This is a genomic window from Mycobacterium sp. (assembly GCF_052144515.1).
Classification (GTDB): domain Bacteria; phylum Actinomycetota; class Actinomycetes; order Mycobacteriales; family Mycobacteriaceae; genus Mycobacterium.
Window position 1 is genome coordinate 1 of the sequence record NZ_JBKQQD010000292.1, and the last position, 18,100, is coordinate 18,100.

Consider the following 18,100-nt stretch of genomic DNA (forward strand, 5'->3'; position numbering starts at 1 on the left):
CGCAGCCCCCGCCCGGCCGTGCCGGGCCCGGCGCGCTCGGCGATGAGTCCGGCGCCGACATCGCGGCCGGCGAGGAGCCGATAGGCCACCAGGGTCAGCACGGCCGTCGTCGCCAGATGCAGCAGCAGGACCCAGAAGCGATCGCCCGCATAAGGCCTGACTTGCAGCGACCATCCCAGCGGCGAGAGCCACGACAGCGTGCCAGAGCCGGCATCACCGAGGGCGCGCAGCGTGAATGCGGCCCCCAGCACCGCGAACGCGGCGCCGCGGGCGAACCGTGCACTCGGCGAGAGCTGTGCGGCGATCGCGGCCACGGCGGTGAACACCAGACCGGAGCCGGCCAGCGCCGCCCCGAAGGCGAGCGACCCACCGGGCGGGATGCCGGTGCTGAGCAACCCGGCCGTCCCGATCGCGCCGGTGGCGATCGACGCACCGAAGCACAACATCAGCGCCGCGGTCAGGCTGGCGTACCGGCCGACCGCGGTCGAGTCGATCAGTTCGGTCCGGCCGGTCTCCTCGTCGGCGCGGGTGTGCCGGATGACGGTGAGGATGACCGCGACCGCGATCAGCAGATGGAACATCCCGGCTTTCCAAATGCCCACGGCCCCAACGCTGTCGTTGTAGACCTGGCCGTACAGCGCGCGCTGGGCCGGGCTGGCCATGATGGAGGCGGCGAACCCGGCGCGCGCGGTCTCGGTGGGGTAGACCTTTTCGACGCTGCCGACGTACACGGTGGCCAGCGGCACCGACAGCAGTAACACCCACAGCGGCAACGCGATTCGGTCGCGCCGTAGGTAGAGCCGCAGGATCGACAGTGTTCCGGAGAAGTTCGAACCGGCCGGGCGCGTGGGCCGATGGGGCCGGTCCAAAGTGGCGGTGCTCATGACGCCGCCACCTTTGCGTCCGAGGTGTCTTCTGAGGTGTTGTAATGGCGCAGGAAGAGTTCTTCCAGTGTCGGCGGCTGGCTGACCAGGCTGCGTACGCCGGCGTCGCCGAGCACGCGAATGAGTTCGCCAAGGCTTTCGCTATCGACCTGGGCCCGCAGGGTGTTGCCGTCGACGCTGACGTCTTCGACACCCTTGATCCGGGTGAGATCACCGGGATCACCTGTCATTTCGGCCTTGATCGAGGTGCGGCTGAGGTGCCGCATGGAGTCGAGCGATCCGCTCTCGACGGTCTTGCCGGCCCGGATGATGGTGACCCGTTCGCACAGCGCTTCGGTTTCGGCCAGGATGTGGCTGGACAGCAGCACCGTCGCGCCACGGTCGCGCGCTTCACCGACGCACTGCTGAAACACGTTCTCCATCAATGGATCCAGGCCGCTGCTCGGCTCGTCCAGCAGCAGCAGCTCGGCCCGAGACGAAAAGGCGGAGATCAGCGATACCTTCTGGCGATTGCCCTTGGAGTAGGTGCGCGCCTTCTTGTGCGGGTCGAGGTCGAAGCGGTCTATCAGCTCCGAGCGGCGTTTCTCGTCGATGCCGCCGCGCATGCGGGCCAGCAGGTCGATGGTCTCGCCGCCGGTCAGCGACGGCCATAACGTGACATCGCCTGGCACGTAAGCGATGTGGCGGTGCAGCCCGACCGCGTCGGTCCACGGGTCGCCGCCCAGCAACCGCGCGCTGCCGCCGTCGGCCTTGACCAGACCCAACAGGATGCGGATGGTGGTGGACTTGCCGGCACCGTTCGGTCCGAGGAAGCCGTGCACTTCCCCGGCACGGACCGTCAGGTCAAGGCCGTCCAGCGCCCGCACCGCACCGAAATTCTTTGTCAAATTACGGATTTCGATGGGATTGTCAACTGCCATGGGATTCTCCTTGCTCTTCAGCAGCCAGAAATGCGTCGTACATGGTGCGGTCCGCCAGCAGGCCTTCGGTGTAGAGCTCGAGGGCGGGCAGCATCATGTCGCGGGAATAGTCACGCAGCACCGCCTTGAGATCCGTTGGGGTCTCGTGCATTTGCAGATACAGCAGGAAAGCCCCGCCGCCGGCGAGAGCCAGAAATCTCGCCCTGGCGTGCGGATCACGACTCGGCTTGATCGTGCCCGCCCGCACGCCGTCATCCATGTATTCCTCGGCGTTGTCAATCATCCTGTGCCACAACATCTTCGCGAGATCGCCGCCGGATTGCATGCTGCGAACCAAGTAGGCCATCATCGGCGCGTAGGACTCGATCTCGGCCATCGCCGCAAACCAGGTGGCCGGATCGTTGGACCTCAGCGTCTCCGACTTACTGCTGCGGATCTCTTCGGCGATGTAGTCGTCGCAGGCTTTGCGCAGGCCCTCCTTGGAGCCGAAGTGGTGGATGACCAGCGCGGCGCTCACCCCCGCGGCTTCGGCGATTTTGCGTAGCCCGACACCGAAGCCGTGCTGCCCAAACTGCTCGATGGCCGCATCGCGGATCCGAGCAGCCGCCGTCAGATCGGCTGAACGCATGTTCAGTACACTAAACGGCCGTTCAGCCGAACGTCAAGGAGGTACCGCGTCAGGAATCCGTAAAGATCGCGCAACAGAACTAACTAGTCGCGCACCGCGGCCAGCACGCCGTCGCCGAGCGGCACCAGCGCCGGGGTGAGCCGCTCGTCCTCGGCGATGAGCCGGGCCGCCTCGCGCACCGCAACGACCTCGGCGTCGCGGGCAGCGGGATCGCCGGCCCGCCCGCCCAGCGCCGCCCGGTGCACGACGATGACCCCGCCGGACCGCAGCAGCCGCACACCCTCGACGACGTAATCCGGCTGGTCGATGGGGTCGGCGTCGATGAACACCAGGTCATAGGATTCGTCGGCGAGCCGGGTCAGCACCTCTTGTGCGCGGCCGCTGATCAGCCGGGTTCGCGACGGCCCGATGCCGGCCTCGGAGAATGCCTGCTTGGCCAGCCGCTGATACTCGGGCTCGTTGTCGATCGTGGTCAACACGCCGTCCTCGGCCATGCCCGACAGCAGCCACAGCCCGCTGACTCCCACGCCGGTGCCCACCTCGGCGACGGCCTTGCCGCCGCTGAGCTTGGCCAGCAGGCTCAGCAGCGCCCCGACCGCCGGCGTCACCGCCCCGGCGCCGATGTCCGTAGCGCGCTCGCGGGCGCCCGCCAAAATCGCATCTTCTGAGATCGAGCCCTCGGCGTGCGCGGAGAGTGATTCGGCTCGACTGGGGGACGCCTGGTCGGGAGTGGCCGATGAACTATCGCTGCCGTCCATGACCCGAAGCGTATGTCGAATTGGCGGCGCGGTCATTCAGGCGCGCCTGAGCCGCCCGCCGGCGACACGCCCAACCCGCGCGACGCGACAAATGTCACTCGGGCCCCGATTTGCCCTGCATAGCGAACGTAACGAAAAGATTTCTCAGGCAAACCTCAGTTATCTCCTACCTCGCGTATACGCCAATGCGCGACGGTATCGGTATGGATAACGGGGGCGGGAACGACGGGAATAGACAAGTGCAGCTTCGTGTTGTCGACAAGGACGATCTGCCAACCCTGGGCAGGGCAAATCCGGAGGATTCGACCATCACCGCTCTGAGCACCACTTTGAGACCGGCCACTATGTCGCACGCCCAGCAGTACCGCGACGACGAGTGGGTGGAAGTGCCCGACGAGTTGCAGGGCACCGCGGTTTTCGACGCGACCGGGGACAAGGCGACCATGCCGTCCTGGGACGAGCTGGTGCGTCAGCACGCCGACCGGGTGTACCGGCTGGCCTATCGGCTCTCCGGCAATCAGCAGGACGCCGAGGACCTGACTCAGGAGACCTTCATCCGGGTTTTCCGTTCGGTCCAGAACTACCAGCCGGGAACCTTCGAGGGCTGGCTGCACCGCATTACCACCAACCTGTTCCTCGACATGGTCCGTCGCCGGACCCGCATCCGGATGGAAGCGCTGCCCGAGGACTACGACCGGGTGCCCGCCGACGAGCCGGACCCGCAGCAGATCTACCACGATTCGCGGCTCGGGGCCGACCTGCAGGCTGCCCTGGATTCGTTGCCCCCGGAGTTTCGTGCCGCGGTCGTCTTGTGTGATGTCGAGGGTCTGTCGTACGAGGAGATCGGCGCCACCCTGGGCGTGAAGCTGGGCACCGTGCGCAGCCGCATTCACCGTGGACGTCAGGCGTTGCGCGACTACCTTGCCGCGCATCCCGAGGTCGCCAAGTCGGCTTAAACCGGCGCGCCGGCCGATAATCCTGGGGTTTTGTCGGCCGTAGACGCCTGCGGGGCATTTGTCCGCGCTACATTCGAAGGGTGGGCGGCAGCGAAAGGAACCGGTGATGGCTGAGCGAGGACATGTGTTCCGCCGCGCGTTCTCCTGGCTCCCCGCACAATTCGCCTCCCAGAGCGATGCGCCGGTGGGTGCGCCGCGCGAGTTCGGCTCCACCGAGCATTTGTCCATCGAGGCCGTCGCGGCGTTCGTCGACGGTGAGCTGCGGATGACCGCACATCTGCGGGCCGCGCACCACCTTTCGCTCTGCGCCCAATGCGCGGCCGAAGTAGATGACCAGAGCCGGGCCCGGTCCGCGCTGCGCGACTCTCACCCCATTCGCATCCCCACCGGGTTGCTGGGCTTGCTGTCTGAGATTCCGCACAGCCCGGTCAATGAAGTCGGGGACACGCCAGCACCATCTGAACCATTCGACCGCGACGGGCGCGACCCGCGGAAGCGCCGCTAGCGCCGCAGCGTAAGCGGCCCGTCAGGAAACATGGATACTAGGGTGGGACAAGCCCTGCCCGCACGCGACTTTGTATCGGGCCCCATTGGATCCCAGAGGAAAAGGTGACCTCCGACCAAGGCAATAAGAGCGGCCCCGACGGCGGGCAACGCCTGGCGCCGCGCCCCGTCTCCCGGCCGCCGGTCGACTCCGCATCGCGTCACGCGTTCGGCCGTCCCCGTGGGATGATCGGGTCCTTCGTGGCGGAGCGCGTGCGCCCGCAAAAGTACCGCGACCAGGCCGAGTTCAAGCCGCACGATCAACCGGCCGACCCGGTCCTGGAGGAAGCGTTCGGCCGGCCCGACGGGAGTATCGACTCGCTGCAGCGCCACCCCGTCGACGCCGGTGCGCTGGCAGCCGAGAAAGACGGCTTCGGGCCCGACGAACCAGACGACCCGTGGCGCGACCCCGCCGCCGCGGCGGCGCTGGGCAGTCCCGCGGTGTCTCCGTCGGCGCCCCGCCCCGCCCCGGGCTACCGGGGCAAACTCGGCGTGCGCGATGTGCTGTTCGGCGGCAAGGTGTCCTATCTGGCGCTGGCCGTGCTGCTGCTGATCGCCCTGGTGATCGGCATGCTGGGCGGGGTGATCGGCCGCAAGACGGCCGAAGTCGTCGAAGCGTTCACCACCTCCAAGGTCACGCTGGCCACCCCGAACAACGCCGAGCAACCGGCCGGCCGGTTCGCCAAGGTGGCGGCCGCGACCGCCGACTCCGTGGTGACCATCGAGTCCAAGAGCGATCAGGAAGGCATGCAGGGCTCCGGCGTCGTCATCGACGGCAAGGGCTACATCGTCACCAACAACCACGTGATCTCCGAGGCCGCCAACAACCCCAGCCAGTTCAAGACGACGGTGGTGTTCAACGACGGCAAGGAAGTTCCCGCCAACCTGGTCGGTCGTGACCCCAAGACCGACCTGGCCGTGCTCAAGGTCGACAACGTCGACAACCTGTCGGTGGCCCGGCTCGGTGATTCGGACAAGGTGCGCGTCGGCGACGAGGTACTGGCCGCGGGCGCGCCGCTGGGGCTGCGCAGCACCGTGACCCACGGCATCATCAGCGCGCTGCACCGCCCCGTCCCGCTGTCGGGGGAGGGCTCGGACACCGACACCGTCATTGATGCGCTGCAGACCGACGCCTCGATCAACCACGGCAACTCCGGCGGCCCGCTGATCGACATGGATTCCCAGGTGATCGGCATCAACACCGCCGGCAAGTCGTTGTCGGACAGCGCAAGCGGGCTGGGCTTCGCGATTCCGGTCAACGAGGTGAAGCAGGTTGCGCAAACGCTGATCAAAGACGGCAAGATCGTGCACCCGACGATCGGGATCAGCACCCGCTCGGTGAGCAACGCGATCGCCGCCGGCGCGCAAGTCGCCAATGTGAAGGCGGGAAGTCCCGCGCAAAAGGGCGGGATCCTGGAAAACGACGTGATCGTCAAGATCGGCAACCGCAAAGTCGCCGACTCCGACGAGCTGGTTGTCGCCGTGCGGCAGCTGGCCATCGGCCAGGACGCCCCGGTCGAGGTGGTCCGCGATGGCCGGCACGTCACGCTCACCGTGAAACCCGACCCCGAAACCAGCTAGATGTTCGGCAACCTGAGCTGGGAGCACATCCTGGTCCTTGTTGTGGTCGGCCTGGTGGTTCTTGGCCCGGAGCGACTTCCGGGTGCCATCCGGTGGACGTCGAACGCGCTGCGGCAGGCGCGTGACTACCTCAGCGGTGTCTCCAGCCAACTGCGCGAGGACATGGGTCCCGAGTTCGACGATCTGCGTGGACATTTGAGCGAGCTGCAGAAGCTGCGCGGGATGACACCGCGCGCGGCGCTGACCAAGCACCTGCTCGACGGCGACGATTCCATCTTCACCGGGAACTTCGACAAGCCGGCCCCCACGAACGGCTCGACCGCCTCGACGCCGGCGTCACCACCCGGTCCGGCTCCGGCGCAGCGGCCCGCCGAAGGCCCCGCCCCCTTCGACGCCGACGCGACCTAGGAATCCGCAAGTTCCAGGGTGCGCAGTTGTACGTATCTGACGGCGCGTCACCGTACAAACACGCGCGCTCGCGGCTAACGAGTTAGACGGCACCGCCGGACCCGCCTCAGCGCCGGGTCGGGTCCAGCCCCAGCGACACGCCCGCCAGTCCGCGCCGTCGCGACGACAACCCGTCGGCGATGCGCAGCAGCGCCTTGCCCACCGGGGAGTCGGGCGCGCCGAGCACGATCGGCACGCCCGAATCACCGGCGGCCACCACGGCCGGGTCCAGCGGGATCTGGCCGAGCAGCGGCACGTCGACGCCGACCGCACGCGAGAGCCGCTCGGCGACTTGCGCGCCGCCGCCCTCGCCGAACACCTGCAGCGTCGACCCGTCCGGCAGCGTCAGCCCGGCCATGTTCTCGACGACGCCGACGAGGCGCTGGCGGGTTTGGATCGCGATGCTGCCGGCCCGTTCGGCGACCTCGGCGGCGGCCAGCTGCGGCGTGGTCACCACCAGGATCTCGGCGTTGGGGATCAGCTGCGCCACCGAGATGGCGACGTCGCCGGTCCCCGGCGGCAGATCCAGCAGCAGCACGTCCAGATCGCCCCAGTAGACGTCGGCCAAAAACTGCTGCAGCGCGCGGTGCAGCATCGGGCCGCGCCACACCACCGGGGTGTTGCCCTGGGTGAATTGGGCGATCGAGATGACCTTCACCTCGTGGGCGATCGGCGGCAGGATCATCGACTCGACTTGGGTGGGCCGGTCGGTGGTGCCCATCATCCGGGGGATGGAGTGGCCGTGGATGTCGGCGTCGAGCACGCCGACCGACAGGCCGCGGGCGGCCATCGCGGCGGCCAGATTGACCGTGACAGTAGACTTCCCGACGCCGCCCTTGCCGGAAGCGACGGCATACACCCGGGTCAGCGAGCTGGGCTGGGCGAACGGGATGACGGGTTCGGCCGCATCACCGCGCAATTGCTTGCGCAGCTCGGTGCGCTGCTCGTCGTTCATCACGTCCAGGCTGACCTTCACCGCGCCGGTGCCGGGCACGTCGGCGACCGCCTGGGTGACGCGCTCGCTGATTTCGGTCTTCTTCGGGCAGGCCGCGGTGGTCAGGTAAATCCCGACGTGCACGCCGCCGTCGGGCTCGACGTCGATGCTCTTGACCATCCCGAGTTCGGTGATGGGTCGCCGCAATTCGGGGTCGATCACCTTGGCCAGCGCGGCGCGGATAGCCGCACTCAAATCAGAAGACTCATGACGGGACATCACCGCCGAGTGTAGGCGTGCGCCCCCGGCGGAGGCTCAGCCGGCCGGTGCGGGCGCCGTATTCGCCGGGGCGACCGGTGCCGTCGGCGCCGCTGACCGCGGCCTGGCCGGCTTCGGCGCTGCTGAGGCCTTGGGCGCAGTCGCGGCCGGGCTCGCCGCCGGTGCAGGCGGGGCCGGCGGGGCCGGGTTGTCGGGCGGGGGTGCCAGTGGTGCCGCCGGCGGCGGCCCGAAGGGCGTCCCGGCCAGCGGATCCGGCGGCGGTGGCGCCAGGGGCGGGGCGGGCGGCGGCACGTTGGCCGGTTGACCTGCCCCTGGTGGTAGCGGCCCGGGCGCGCCGTTCGGCGCGCCGATGCAAATCAGCGTGCAGCCGGGCAGCCTCGTCACCGGCGCCGCGCCCTGCGGGGTGGTGGGCGTCATCCACGGGAACATCGGCGGTGCGTTCACGAGCTGAGGGGGGCTCAGGTCGATCAGCGGTTCCTGCGGTCCCATGTCGTACATGGGCAGGCCGTTGATGTTCATGGGCAGGCTGGGTCCCAGCCCCTCCGGGTGCTCATCGTGCGCGTTGCCGAGCGGCGGCGGCGGCCCGACGATCGGGGGCAGGTCGACCGGGACCACGCCAGTGGCGTACGCCGCGGCCCAGCCCAGCACGTTCTGGGCATAGGGCATCGAGTTGTTGTAGCGCAAAATGGCGGCCATGACCCCACCCGGGTTGCGCAGGTTCAGCCCGCCGCTGCAGAGGTACCGGGCGGCCGCGAGCGTGGCGTCGAACAGATTCTGCGGGTTGGGCGTGCCGTCACCTTTGCCATCTGCGGCGTACCGCGCCCAGGTGCCGGGCAAGAACTGCATGGGCCCCATCGCGCGCGCATAGGTGACGCTGTTGCCGACGGAACTCTGGATGATGACCTCGTTGCCGGGCAGCGTGCCGTCCAGCGCCGGGCCGTAGATCGGGTAGACCGCGGTGCCGTTCGCGTCGACGGCGCCGCCGTTCGCGTGGCCCGACTCGATGCGTCCGATGCCGGCCAGCAGGTTCCAGCTGACGCCGCAGCCCGGGGCCTCGGCGGCCATCTTCATTTCGGCGTTGCGGTAGGCCGACAGCGCAATCGTCGGAATGCCAAGGGCGCCAGGCGCATTGACGATCTTCGGTGGCGGCGGCGCCGAGATGGTGGCCGCGGCGACATGGAAGCTGATCGGCGGGTGCGGGGCGGCGATGACACCGGGGCCGGACATATCGGGGTCGGAGGGGGACACCGCGGCGACCGGGGTGATGGCGGCACGTATGGCCGAGGGCTTTGTTGGGAAGATGTAAGGCGCGCCACCGACGGCGCCGGCGAACACTAAGGGAGTGATCACGGCGATGCAGAACGCGGGCGAACGCGTCGCTTGACGCGTCCGCTGCTGCACCGCCTCCGCCGGGTGTGGACGCCGGCGTCCCCCAATGCGCACTCGACCGTCCTTGAGTTTGTGAGCCGTCGGGAAACTCTTTCTTCTGCTGTTGCTTCTTTGTGTTTGTTTCGAGTCTGTTTCTTTGCTTGGTGAACTAGATCACCATACATAACTCTTGTGACGGGAGTGGCGCAATGGTGGATCTGCGCCTCAGCCCGAATTCTTGGCAGCCCGTTGCCCGCCGTCACCCGCCCGCTCGGGCTGTGTGCCCGGATTTTCCGGCAACAGATCGGCCAACAGGGCGCGCAGATCTTCCAGTTCGTGGCGCAGGTGTTCGCGCGTGGGGACCTCCCCGACAGCCAGCCGCCGCGCGGCCAGCTCACGGGCCAGGTATTCGGTGGCGGCCTTCGTCTCGGCGGCGCGACGCCGATCCTCGTTGGGGGGGACCCGGTCGCGGTTTTCCTGACGGTTCTGGGCCAGCAGAATCAGCGGGGCGGCATAGGCGGCCTGTGTGGAGAACGCCAGGTTGAGCAGGATGAACGGGTATGGGTCCCAGCGCCAGCGGATCGCGCCCAGGTTGAGCGCGATCCACACCAGCACCAGGATCGTCTGAATCAGCAGGTAGCGGCCGGTGCCGAAGAAACGCGCGATGGACTCGGTGATCGCCCCGACGGCCTCGGGGTCGGGGCGCAGCGACGGCCTGCGCGATGTCCGCGGGGTGTACAGGCGCGGCGACCGGGAGTTGCTCACTGGGCTTCTCCGGCTGCTGCAGTGATGGCATCTGTGTTCAGGGTGTCGAGCTCTTGGGCATCCGCGCGCCAGTCGTGCGGCAGCAGGTGATCCAGCAGGTCGTCCACGGTCACGGCTCCCAACAGGTGATTTTGATCGTCGACCACCGGCCCGCACACGAGGTTATAGGCGGCGAAGTAGCGGGTCACCGCGCCCAGCGCGGTCCCCGGCGTCAAGGTGAGCAGGTCGCTGTCGACGATTCCGCCGACCGGCTCGGCCGGCGCCTCGCGGAGCAGCCGCTGCAGCGACACACAGCCCAAATACCGTCCGGTGGGGGTGGCGCAAGTACCTCGCCCGGCCGCTGCTCGAAGTGGCGCAGTGACACGCTGCCGGTGCGCAGTGTCACCGCCTCGGGCGCGATCGCGGCGACCCGCAGAATCGGGATGAAGATTTTGCGGCGGGTCGCCAAGTCGACGACCAGCCCCAGGACGCGCGGTTGCTGACGCACGATGCTGATGCTGATCACGACATCGCGTACCCGCCAGAAGGATTCGCCCATGGGGCCGAGCACCAGCATCCGGTGCACGCGCGCCACGTACACCTGGTTGACCGAGTCCATGGCTGTAGAGCGTAGGCAGCGGCGTGCCGGACGGCAGCGCGCAGTGCCGCAGGCTTAACGCAAACGCATCGCGAAGATCCAGATGATCAAAGCCACTACCAGGCCTGCCACGCCGAGCACGATGCCGGCGACGGCCAGGCCGAAGCCTTCTTCGCGAGTCCGCTTGATCTGGTCGAGAGCGATAGTGCCCAACACGATGGCCACGAGCGAGCCGATGCAGCAAAAAAAGCCGATGAACGCCGTGACAAGCGAGGCGATCGCCAGCCCATTGGTTCGTGGTCGCGGTACCGGCTGCGCGGGTCCCCAGCCGCCCAGATAATCCGGCGGCGGGTAGTAGCCCCCCAGAGGCGTTGGCGGAGGCGGAGGCGGTCCGTAACCGCCTGAGGGTGGGCCGAATTGCGGCGGATAGGCGGGATAGCCGGGCGGATAAGGCGGCGGGTAGTCGGCTGCGGGTGATGGCGGCGGTTCCCAGGGCGGGCTCCAAGCCGGCTGCTCCGGGGTACGCGCGTCGTCGCGCTCACCCTCGCCGGGGGCGCCGCCGGGACCTGTCATGCGTTCAACCGTAATTCAAGCGACGACACGTCAGTGCAGGTGACGCTTTAGCCTGGGATGGCTGGGCTTGACCGGCCGTGAAACGATGGCTGAGGCAGTTCAGGCAGCCAAAGCAGCCAAAGCAGCTGTCGGCAGAGGAGAATGAGCAGCGATGACTAGCCCTTTCCAGCCCGGACAGGTACCCGGGGGCGCGGCCGCCGGTCGCCGCGGGGCGCCCGGGCTACCAACTCCGCCTAAAGGCTGGCCCGTCGGGTCCTATCCCACCTACGCCGAGGCGCAGCGCGCCGTCGACTACCTGTCCGATCAGCAGTTCCCGGTGCAGCAGGTGACCATCGTCGGGGTGGATCTGATGCAGGTGGAGCGGGTCACCGGCCGGCTGACCTGGCCCAAAGTGCTCGGCGGCGGCGTGCTCAGCGGCGCCTGGCTCGGGCTGTTCATCGGGTTGGTGCTCAGCATCTTTAGCAACACGTGGGCCGTGCTGCCCACGGGCGTGGTCGCCGGGGTGTTCTTCGGGTTGATAACCTCTGCGGTCCCCTACTCAATGGCCCGCGGCACAAGGGATTTCAGCTCGACGATGCAGCTGGTCGCCGGCCGCTATGACGTACTCTGCGATCCGCAAAACGCCGAGAAGGCAAGGGATCTGCTGGCGCGCCTTGCGATCTGACGCCAGGTCGTGATGGTGGGTCGTCCCGGGCGCGCACTCCGGGTGGGCACTATCGGGCTAGCGGCGCTGATGATCGCATCGGTGCTGTCGGCCTGCGGGTCCGGCCAGTCCGGGCTGGTCATCAAGTTCTACACGCCGGCCACCGACGCCGCGACATTCACCGAGGTGGCCCGGCGCTGCAACCAACAGTTCGGCGGCCGGTTCACCATTCAGCACGTGAGCCTGCCCAGATCTCCGGACGGGCAGCGCGTCCAATACGCCCGCCGGCTCACCGGTAACGACCACACGCTGGACGTGATGGCCGTCGACGTGATCTGGACCGCGGAGTTCGCCGAAGCCGGCTGGGTGCTGCCGCTGTCCGACGACCCGGCGGGCCAAGCCGAGGCCGACGCCACCGTCGATACTCTGCCCGGCCCGCTGGCGACGGCCGGCTGGAAACACAAGCTGTACGCCGCGCCGGTCACCACCAACACCCAATTGCTCTGGTACCGAACGGATTTGGTAGCACAACCGCCGCAGGACTGGAACGGTATGGTGGCCGAGGCCGCCCGGTTGCGCGCCGCCGGCGGGCCCAGCTGGATCGCCGTGCAGGCCAACGAGGGCGAAGGCCTGATGGTGTGGTTCAACACGCTGCTGGTCAGCGCGGGCGGGCAGGTGCTGTCCGAGGACGGCCGCCGCGTCACCCTGACCGACACGCCCGCGCACCGCGCCGCAACCGTCGCGGCGCTACGGATCCTCAAGTCGGTGGCCACCGCGCCCGGAGCCGACCCGTCGATCACCCGCAGCGACGCGGGCACCGCACGGCTTGCGGTGGAACAGGGCAACGCGGCGCTGGAGGTCAACTGGCCGTACGTGCTGGCGTCCATGCTGGAGAACGCGGTCAAGGGCGGGGTGCCGTTCCTTCCACTCAACCGGATTCCTGAACTGGCCGGCAGCATCGACAGCCTCGGCACGTTCGTGCCCGACGACGAGCAGTTCCGCATCGCCTATCAGGCCAGCCAGAAGGTGTTCGGTTTCGCGCCGTACCCGGGCGTGCAGCCCGGGGAGCCGGCCAAGGTGACGATCGGCGGGCTGAACCTGGCGGTGGCCCGCACCACGGGCCACAAGGCCGAAGCGTTCGAAGCCATCAGGTGCCTGCGCAGCCTGGACAACCAGAAATACATCTCGATCCAGGGGGGTCTGCCCCCAGTGCGGGCGTCGCTGTACTCGGACCCGCAATTCCAGGCCAAATACCCGATGTACACCATCATTCGCCAGCAGCTCACCGATGCCGCCGTGCGCCCGGCCACGCCGGTCTATCAGGCGGTGTCCATCCGGCTGTCGACGGCGCTGGGTGCCCTCGCCGACATCGACCCGGAGCGCACGGCCGACGAGCTCACCACGCAGGTGCAGAAGGCCATCGACGGCAAGGGCCTGTTGCCGTGAGCACCCGTGGCTCCGAACGGCGACTGGCGTTCGCGCTCGTCGCGCCCGCCGCGACCCTGATGCTGGCGGTGACGGCGTATCCGATCGGCTACGCCATGTGGCTCAGCCTGCAGCGCAACAACCTGGCCACCCCCAACGACACCGCGTTCATCGGCCTGGGCAACTACCAGACGATTTTGACCGACCGGTATTGGTGGACGGCGCTGGCGGTGACGCTGGCGATCACGGTGGTTTCGGTGTCGATCGAGTTCGTTTTGGGCCTGACGCTGGCGCTGGTGATGCACCGCACGCTGGTCGGCAAGGGCCTGGTGCGCACCGCGGTGCTCATCCCGTACGGCATCGTGACGGCGGTCGCGGCGTACAGCTGGTTCTACGCCTGGACACCGGGTACCGGCTATCTGGCCAACCTGCTGCCGCACGGTAGCGCGCCGCTGACCGAGCAGATCCCGTCGCTGGGCGTCGTCGTCCTCGCCGAGGTGTGGAAGACCACCCCGTTCATGTCGCTGCTGCTGCTGGCGGGGCTGGCGCTGGTGCCCGAAGATCTGCTCAAAGCCGCGCAGGTCGACGGCGCCGGCGAGTGGCGGCGGCTGACGCGAATAATCTTGCCGATCATCAAGCCGGCGGTCGTGGTGGCGCTGCTGTTCCGGACGCTGGACGCCTTCCGCATTTTCGACAACATCTATGTGCTGACCGAGGGCGCCAACGACACCGACTCGGTGTCGATCCTGGGCTACGACAACCTGTTCAAGGGCTTCAACGTGGGGCTCGGCTCGGCGATCAGCGTGCTGGTGTTCTGCTGTGTCGGCATCATCGCGGTCCTCTTCATCAAGGTGTTCGGTGCGTACCAAGACCCATTAGCGCCGGGGGGTCGATAGGCATGCGGCGCAAGGTGTTCTGGGTTGTGGTCGACACGTTGGTGGTGGTGTACGCGCTGCTCCCGGTGCTGTGGATTTTGTCGCTGTCACTCAAGCCGACGTCAATGGTCAAGGACGGCAGACTGATTCCGTCGTCGGTGTCCCTGGAAAATTACCGCGGCATCTTCCGGGGCGAGTTCTTCAGCTCGGCGCTGATCAACTCCGTCGGAATCGGGTTGACTACCACCGTGATTGCGGTGGTGCTGGGCGCGATGGCGGCCTACGCGATCGCCCGGCTGGACTTCCCCGGCAAGCGGCTGCTCGTCGGTGCCACCCTGCTGGTCACCATGTTCCCGGCGATCTCGCTGGTCACGCCGTTGTTCAACATCGAACGCCTTCTTGGCCTGTTCGACACGTGGCCGGGCCTGATATTGCCCTACATCACGTTCGCGTTGCCGCTTGCCATCTACACGTTGTCGGCGTTCTTCCGCGAGATTCCCTGGGATCTGGAGAAGGCCGCCAAGATGGACGGCGCCACGCCCGCCCAGGCCTTCCGCAAGGTGATCGTCCCGCTGGCGGCGCCGGGGCTGGTGACCGCCGCGATCCTGGTGTTCATCTTCGCCTGGAACGATCTTCTGCTGGCGCTGTCGCTGACCGCCACCACGGCGGCGATCACCGCGCCGGTGGCGATCGTGAACTTCAGCGGCAGTTCGCAGTTCGAGGAGCCGACGGGATCGATCGCGGCGGGGGCGATCGTGATCACGGTGCCGATCATCGTGTTTGTTTTAATCTTCCAACGACGAATTGTCGCCGGGCTGACCTCTGGGGCGGTGAAGGGCTAGATGGCCGAGATTGTGTTGGCTCACGTGCACAAGAGCTACCCCAACGGCGCGACGGCCGTGCACGACCTGAACCTGACCATCGCCGACGGGGAATTCTTGATCCTGGTCGGGCCGTCGGGCTGTGGCAAGACCACCACGCTGAATATGATTGCCGGACTTGAGGATATCTCGTCGGGCGAGCTGCGCATCGGCGGCGAGCGGATGAACGAGAAGGCTCCCAAGGACCGCGATATCGCGATGGTGTTCCAGTCCTACGCGCTGTATCCGCACATGACCGTGCGGCAGAACATCGCCTTCCCGCTGACGCGGGCGAAGATGAAGAAGGCCGAGATCGCGCAGAAGGTCGCCGAGACCGCCAGAGTTCTTGACCTGACCGATCTGCTGGACCGCAAGCCCTCGCAGCTGTCGGGCGGACAGCGACAGCGGGTCGCGATGGGCCGGGCGATCGTGCGCCATCCCAAGGCCTTCTTGATGGACGAGCCGCTGTCCAACCTGGACGCCAAACTGCGGGTGCAGATGCGCGGCGAGATCGCCCGGCTGCAGCGCCGGCTGGGCGCCACCACCGTTTACGTCACCCATGACCAGACCGAGGCGATGACGCTGGGGGACCGCGTCGTGGTGATGCACGGCGGTGTCGCCCAGCAGGTCGGTACCCCCGAGGAGCTGTACGAGCGGCCCGCCAACCTGTTCGTCGCGGGGTTCATCGGCTCGCCGGCGATGAATTTTTTCCCCGCCACGCCGACGGCGATGGGACTCAGGTTGCCGTTCGGTGAGGTGACGCTGGAGCCGTCCGTGCAGGCCGTGATCGAGAGGCAGCCCACCGCGGCGAACGTCATCGTCGGGGTGCGGCCCGAGCATCTGGCCGATGCCACGCTGATCGACGGCTACCAGCGCATCAGGGCGGTGACCTTTGAGGTGAAGGTCGACCTGGTCGAATCGCTGGGAGCCGACAAATACGTGTACTTCACCGCCGCCGGTTCTGCCGTGCACGCGGCCCAGCTCGACGAGCTGGCCGGCATGGAGGGGGAGTCGGAATTACACCAAGGCCAGTTCGTGGCAAGGGTTCCCGCCGCATCCAGGGCAGCGATCGGGCAGTCGATCGAGTTGGCTTTCGACACCACCAAGATCGCCGTGTTCGACGCCGATTCCGGGGTCAACCTGACGCTCCCTGTCGCGGAGTGACGCTGGACAATGTGCGCGGACACCTGCGCCAACACTTCGGGGTGCAGCCCGATTCGGCGAGTGTGACCTTTCTGGGTACCGAACCCATCGAGGTGCTGCGATTCCGCTGCGGGACAGAGGGATTGGTGGATTACGTGTCGCTGGGGTGCTCGCGTCACCCGATGACCGATCCCGCGCAGGTGGTCGTCGATCCGTTGCGTGGCCCGCGCGCCGAAGTCGTGCTGCGGCTTCGTGATCCCGGGCCGGCCAGCGGGCTGGCGCGCAGCCTGGCCGTACTGGCGGCGACACCGGCCGTCGACGGCGTGGTGCTGGTCGTCGACGTGCTGATCGACCTCGGCTCGCCGCTGTGGGTAGGCGCGCCGTTCACCGCGGTGTTGTTGGGCCGCAGCGATATTCCCGACCTGACGCTGCCGCCGCCCAGCGACGCGGTGCACTTTCTGGCGGCCACGCCCATCACCGCGACCGAGGCGGCCTGGGTGCGGCTGAAGGGCGCTGAAGCCATGCGACAGGCCTGGCACCACGACGGTGTGGACGTGCTGGATCCCAATCGCCCTGCCGCGCAACCACATTGAGTATGCGCTAGTGGTATCGACTCTGCGCACAGGGCGGGCGAATCGCGAATTTCCCGCCCTAGCCGCAGACTCGATGCCTAATGCTGCTTTGCGGAATTAGAGCCAGTTGACCCTTCGGAAGGCGAAGTACAGGACGAGGCAGGCGGTGGACATGATGCCGACCACCACCGGGTAGCTCCAGTGCCACTTCAGCTCGGGCATGAACTCGAAGTTCATGCCGTAGATGCCGGCGATCATGGTGGGCACCGCCACGATGCCGGCCCAGGCCGATATCTTGCGCATGTCGCTGTTCTGCTGCATGCCGACCCGGGCCAGCGCGGCCTGCACGAGTGAGTTGAGCATGTCGTCGTAGCCGGCGATCTGGTCGGCGGCCTCCGAGTGGTGGTCGGCGACGTCGCGCAGATACCGCCGCACCTCCTTGCAGATCAGGTCCTTGCTCTCGGTCTGCATCCGCTGGAACGCGGCCGACAGCGGGTTCACGCACCGGCGCAGCTCGACCACTTCCCGCTTGAGCAGGTAAATCGGCTCGACGTCGAGCTGGCGCCCCGGGCTGAATGCGACCTCCTCGATGCCGTCGATATCGACCTCCATCAGGCTGGCCACCTCGAGGTAGTGGTCCACCACGTGGTCGGCGATCGCGTGCATCACCGCGTACGGGCCGAGCCGCAATTGCTCGGGATTGGTGTCCATCCGCTTGCGCACGTCGGCCAGTCCGCCGTGTTCGCCGTGGCGCACGGTGACCACGAAGTTGCTCCCGACGAAGACCATGACCTCGCCGGTTTCGACGATCTCGCGGGCCAGCACCACCGATTCGTGCGGCACGTAATTGACGGTCTTCAGCACCAGGAGCAGCGTGTCGTCGTAGCGCTCCAGCTTGGGGCGCTGGTGGGCGTGCACGGCGTCCTCGACCGCCAAAGGGTGCAGCCCGAAGACGTCTGCGACCTCCTGCATGTGGGCCTCGTCGGGTTCATGCAGCCCGACCCAGACGAACACCTCCTGCTCCATCAGTTCGATCTCGCGCACCTTGTTCAACGCCGCGGCGTAGGAGGCGTATCTGCCGGGCAACCGCTGCCCATCGACATACACGCCGCAGTCGACCAGGGGCTCGGGAGGTGCCGGGGCGGGGTGGATGTGCTGCTGGTAGACCCTGGGCTTCGCGACCGCTCGAAGCGGTTCCGGCAATGCGTCAAACCCCGAGGGCATGCCAACCTCCCATCGCGGCGCAGGTCTGACCGAGCAGTTCATGCTACGCGTTCTGGCGCAACCCCGGGTGAAGAGTGAGCGGCGCCACCGGTGCCGGACCGGCGGTTTCGGGGCGGCGGCGGTGCGCTAGTTTCGACTCAATTCC

Annotated in this window: 18 protein-coding genes and 2 pseudogenes; 10 read left to right on the forward strand and 10 right to left on the reverse strand. The window is 67.5% G+C overall.

Translation table 11 applies throughout. The annotated features are described in order from the left end of the window. From ACLP9N_RS19195 to ACLP9N_RS19210, 4 genes and pseudogenes are all read right to left on the reverse strand, one after another. Positions 1 to 884: pseudogene (locus ACLP9N_RS19195) on the reverse strand (ABC transporter permease); the annotation flags it as partial. After that, positions 881 to 1,804, reverse strand: coding sequence for an ABC transporter ATP-binding protein (locus ACLP9N_RS19200; protein WP_442408902.1), 924 nt, complete (start codon positions 1,802 to 1,804; stop codon positions 881 to 883). The gene ACLP9N_RS19200 and the pseudogene ACLP9N_RS19195, both read right to left, overlap by 4 nt. Beyond that, positions 1,794 to 2,432, reverse strand: a complete 639-nt coding sequence (locus ACLP9N_RS19205) for a TetR family transcriptional regulator (protein WP_442408903.1) — start codon at positions 2,430 to 2,432, stop codon at positions 1,794 to 1,796. Before ACLP9N_RS19205 ends, ACLP9N_RS19200 begins: the two co-directional genes overlap by 11 nt. A gap of 83 nt (positions 2,433 to 2,515) precedes the next feature. After that, positions 2,516 to 3,190, reverse strand: coding sequence for an O-methyltransferase (locus ACLP9N_RS19210; RefSeq protein WP_442408904.1), 675 nt, complete (start codon positions 3,188 to 3,190; stop codon positions 2,516 to 2,518). A gap of 203 nt (positions 3,191 to 3,393) precedes the next feature. Here ACLP9N_RS19210 and sigE point away from each other — a divergent pair, with 203 nt between their 5' ends. From sigE to tatB, 4 genes are all read left to right on the forward strand, one after another. After that, positions 3,394 to 4,146 carry an RNA polymerase sigma factor SigE gene (sigE, locus tag ACLP9N_RS19215; protein WP_442408924.1) on the forward strand — a complete coding sequence of 251 codons (753 nt, stop codon included), beginning with the start codon at positions 3,394 to 3,396 and terminating at the stop codon, positions 4,144 to 4,146. A gap of 106 nt (positions 4,147 to 4,252) precedes the next feature. After that, positions 4,253 to 4,651, forward strand: coding sequence for an anti-sigma E factor RseA (gene rseA, locus ACLP9N_RS19220; RefSeq protein WP_442408905.1), 399 nt, complete (start codon positions 4,253 to 4,255; stop codon positions 4,649 to 4,651). Between the two features lie 104 nt (positions 4,652 to 4,755). Beyond that, positions 4,756 to 6,270, forward strand: a complete 1,515-nt coding sequence (gene htrA, locus ACLP9N_RS19225; RefSeq protein WP_442408906.1) for a serine protease HtrA — start codon at positions 4,756 to 4,758, stop codon at positions 6,268 to 6,270. Next, entirely contained in the window at positions 6,271 to 6,678 is a 408-nt protein-coding gene (gene tatB, locus ACLP9N_RS19230) for a Sec-independent protein translocase protein TatB (protein ID WP_442408907.1), read from the forward strand. A 106-nt stretch (positions 6,679 to 6,784) separates the two neighbouring features. On the opposite strand, the gene ACLP9N_RS19235 is transcribed toward tatB, so the two are convergent. The 5 genes and pseudogenes from ACLP9N_RS19235 to ACLP9N_RS19255 all read right to left on the reverse strand — a co-directional run bounded on the left by ACLP9N_RS19235 (position 6,785) and on the right by ACLP9N_RS19255 (position 11,213). Beyond that, the gene (locus ACLP9N_RS19235) at positions 6,785 to 7,930 is read right to left on the reverse strand and encodes an Mrp/NBP35 family ATP-binding protein (RefSeq protein ID WP_442408908.1); all 1,146 of its coding nucleotides are present in this window, start codon (positions 7,928 to 7,930) and stop codon (positions 6,785 to 6,787) included. 36 nt (positions 7,931 to 7,966) lie between these two features. Then, complete coding sequence (locus ACLP9N_RS19240) at positions 7,967 to 9,373, reverse strand: lytic transglycosylase domain-containing protein (protein ID WP_442408909.1); 1,407 nt, start codon at positions 9,371 to 9,373, stop codon at positions 7,967 to 7,969. 150 nt (positions 9,374 to 9,523) lie between these two features. Beyond that, positions 9,524 to 10,063: a DUF1003 domain-containing protein gene (locus ACLP9N_RS19245; RefSeq protein WP_442408910.1), complete on the reverse strand. Its 540-nt coding sequence runs from the start codon at positions 10,061 to 10,063 to the stop codon at positions 9,524 to 9,526. Continuing rightward, positions 10,060 to 10,661, reverse strand: a pseudogene (locus tag ACLP9N_RS19250) (CBS domain-containing protein). The gene ACLP9N_RS19245 and the pseudogene ACLP9N_RS19250 overlap by 4 nt, the downstream one beginning before the upstream one ends. 54 nt (positions 10,662 to 10,715) lie before the next feature. Then, a complete protein-coding gene (locus ACLP9N_RS19255) occupies positions 10,716 to 11,213 on the reverse strand; it encodes a DUF4190 domain-containing protein (protein ID WP_442408911.1) in 498 nt (165 codons plus the stop codon). Between the two features lie 151 nt (positions 11,214 to 11,364). On the opposite strand from ACLP9N_RS19255, the gene ACLP9N_RS19260 reads away from it, so the two are divergent. The 6 genes from ACLP9N_RS19260 to ACLP9N_RS19285 are packed head-to-tail and all read left to right on the forward strand — an operon-like array spanning position 11,365 to position 16,752. Beyond that, the gene (locus tag ACLP9N_RS19260) at positions 11,365 to 11,877 is read left to right on the forward strand and encodes a general stress protein (protein WP_442408912.1); all 513 of its coding nucleotides are present in this window, start codon (positions 11,365 to 11,367) and stop codon (positions 11,875 to 11,877) included. A 12-nt stretch (positions 11,878 to 11,889) separates the two neighbouring features. After that, positions 11,890 to 13,302 carry an extracellular solute-binding protein gene (locus tag ACLP9N_RS19265; protein ID WP_442408913.1) on the forward strand — a complete coding sequence of 471 codons (1,413 nt, stop codon included), beginning with the start codon at positions 11,890 to 11,892 and terminating at the stop codon, positions 13,300 to 13,302. Next, positions 13,299 to 14,177 (forward strand): carbohydrate ABC transporter permease, encoded by an 879-nt coding sequence (locus ACLP9N_RS19270; RefSeq protein WP_442408914.1) that lies wholly within the window; start codon positions 13,299 to 13,301, stop codon positions 14,175 to 14,177. Before ACLP9N_RS19265 ends, ACLP9N_RS19270 begins: the two co-directional genes overlap by 4 nt. Continuing rightward, positions 14,174 to 14,998, forward strand: a complete 825-nt coding sequence (locus ACLP9N_RS19275) for a carbohydrate ABC transporter permease (RefSeq protein ID WP_442408925.1) — start codon at positions 14,174 to 14,176, stop codon at positions 14,996 to 14,998. Before ACLP9N_RS19270 ends, ACLP9N_RS19275 begins: the two co-directional genes overlap by 4 nt. Next, complete coding sequence (locus ACLP9N_RS19280; protein WP_442408915.1) at positions 14,999 to 16,180, forward strand: ABC transporter ATP-binding protein; 1,182 nt, start codon at positions 14,999 to 15,001, stop codon at positions 16,178 to 16,180. A gap of 2 nt (positions 16,181 to 16,182) precedes the next feature. Then, positions 16,183 to 16,752, forward strand: a complete 570-nt coding sequence (locus ACLP9N_RS19285; protein ID WP_442408926.1) for a suppressor of fused domain protein — start codon at positions 16,183 to 16,185, stop codon at positions 16,750 to 16,752. A gap of 96 nt (positions 16,753 to 16,848) precedes the next feature. On the opposite strand, the gene corA is transcribed toward ACLP9N_RS19285, so the two are convergent. Beyond that, positions 16,849 to 17,955 (reverse strand): magnesium/cobalt transporter CorA, encoded by a 1,107-nt coding sequence (gene corA / locus ACLP9N_RS19290; protein WP_442408916.1) that lies wholly within the window; start codon positions 17,953 to 17,955, stop codon positions 16,849 to 16,851. Between the last annotated feature and the right edge of the window lie 145 nt (positions 17,956 to 18,100).

Bases quoted from the DNA above. Each gene is read 5' to 3' on its own strand.
- ACLP9N_RS19200 (WP_442408902.1), bottom strand. From the start codon at position 1,804: ATGGCAGTTGACAATCCCATCGAAATCCGTAATTTGACAAAGAATTTC.
- ACLP9N_RS19265 (WP_442408913.1), top strand. From the start codon at position 11,890: ATGGTGGGTCGTCCCGGGCGCGCACTCCGGGTGGGCACTATCGGGCTA.
- ACLP9N_RS19255 (WP_442408911.1), bottom strand. From the start codon at position 11,213: ATGACAGGTCCCGGCGGCGCCCCCGGCGAGGGTGAGCGCGACGACGCG.
- ACLP9N_RS19210 (WP_442408904.1), bottom strand. From the start codon at position 3,190: ATGGACGGCAGCGATAGTTCATCGGCCACTCCCGACCAGGCGTCCCCC.
- tatB (WP_442408907.1), top strand. From the start codon at position 6,271: ATGTTCGGCAACCTGAGCTGGGAGCACATCCTGGTCCTTGTTGTGGTC.
- ACLP9N_RS19260 (WP_442408912.1), top strand. From the start codon at position 11,365: ATGACTAGCCCTTTCCAGCCCGGACAGGTACCCGGGGGCGCGGCCGCC.
- ACLP9N_RS19235 (WP_442408908.1), bottom strand. From the start codon at position 7,930: ATGTCCCGTCATGAGTCTTCTGATTTGAGTGCGGCTATCCGCGCCGCG.
- corA (WP_442408916.1), bottom strand. From the start codon at position 17,955: ATGCCCTCGGGGTTTGACGCATTGCCGGAACCGCTTCGAGCGGTCGCG.
- ACLP9N_RS19280 (WP_442408915.1), top strand. From the start codon at position 14,999: ATGGCCGAGATTGTGTTGGCTCACGTGCACAAGAGCTACCCCAACGGC.
- sigE (WP_442408924.1), top strand. From the start codon at position 3,394: ATGGATAACGGGGGCGGGAACGACGGGAATAGACAAGTGCAGCTTCGT.
- rseA (WP_442408905.1), top strand. From the start codon at position 4,253: ATGGCTGAGCGAGGACATGTGTTCCGCCGCGCGTTCTCCTGGCTCCCC.
- ACLP9N_RS19205 (WP_442408903.1), bottom strand. From the start codon at position 2,432: ATGCGTTCAGCCGATCTGACGGCGGCTGCTCGGATCCGCGATGCGGCC.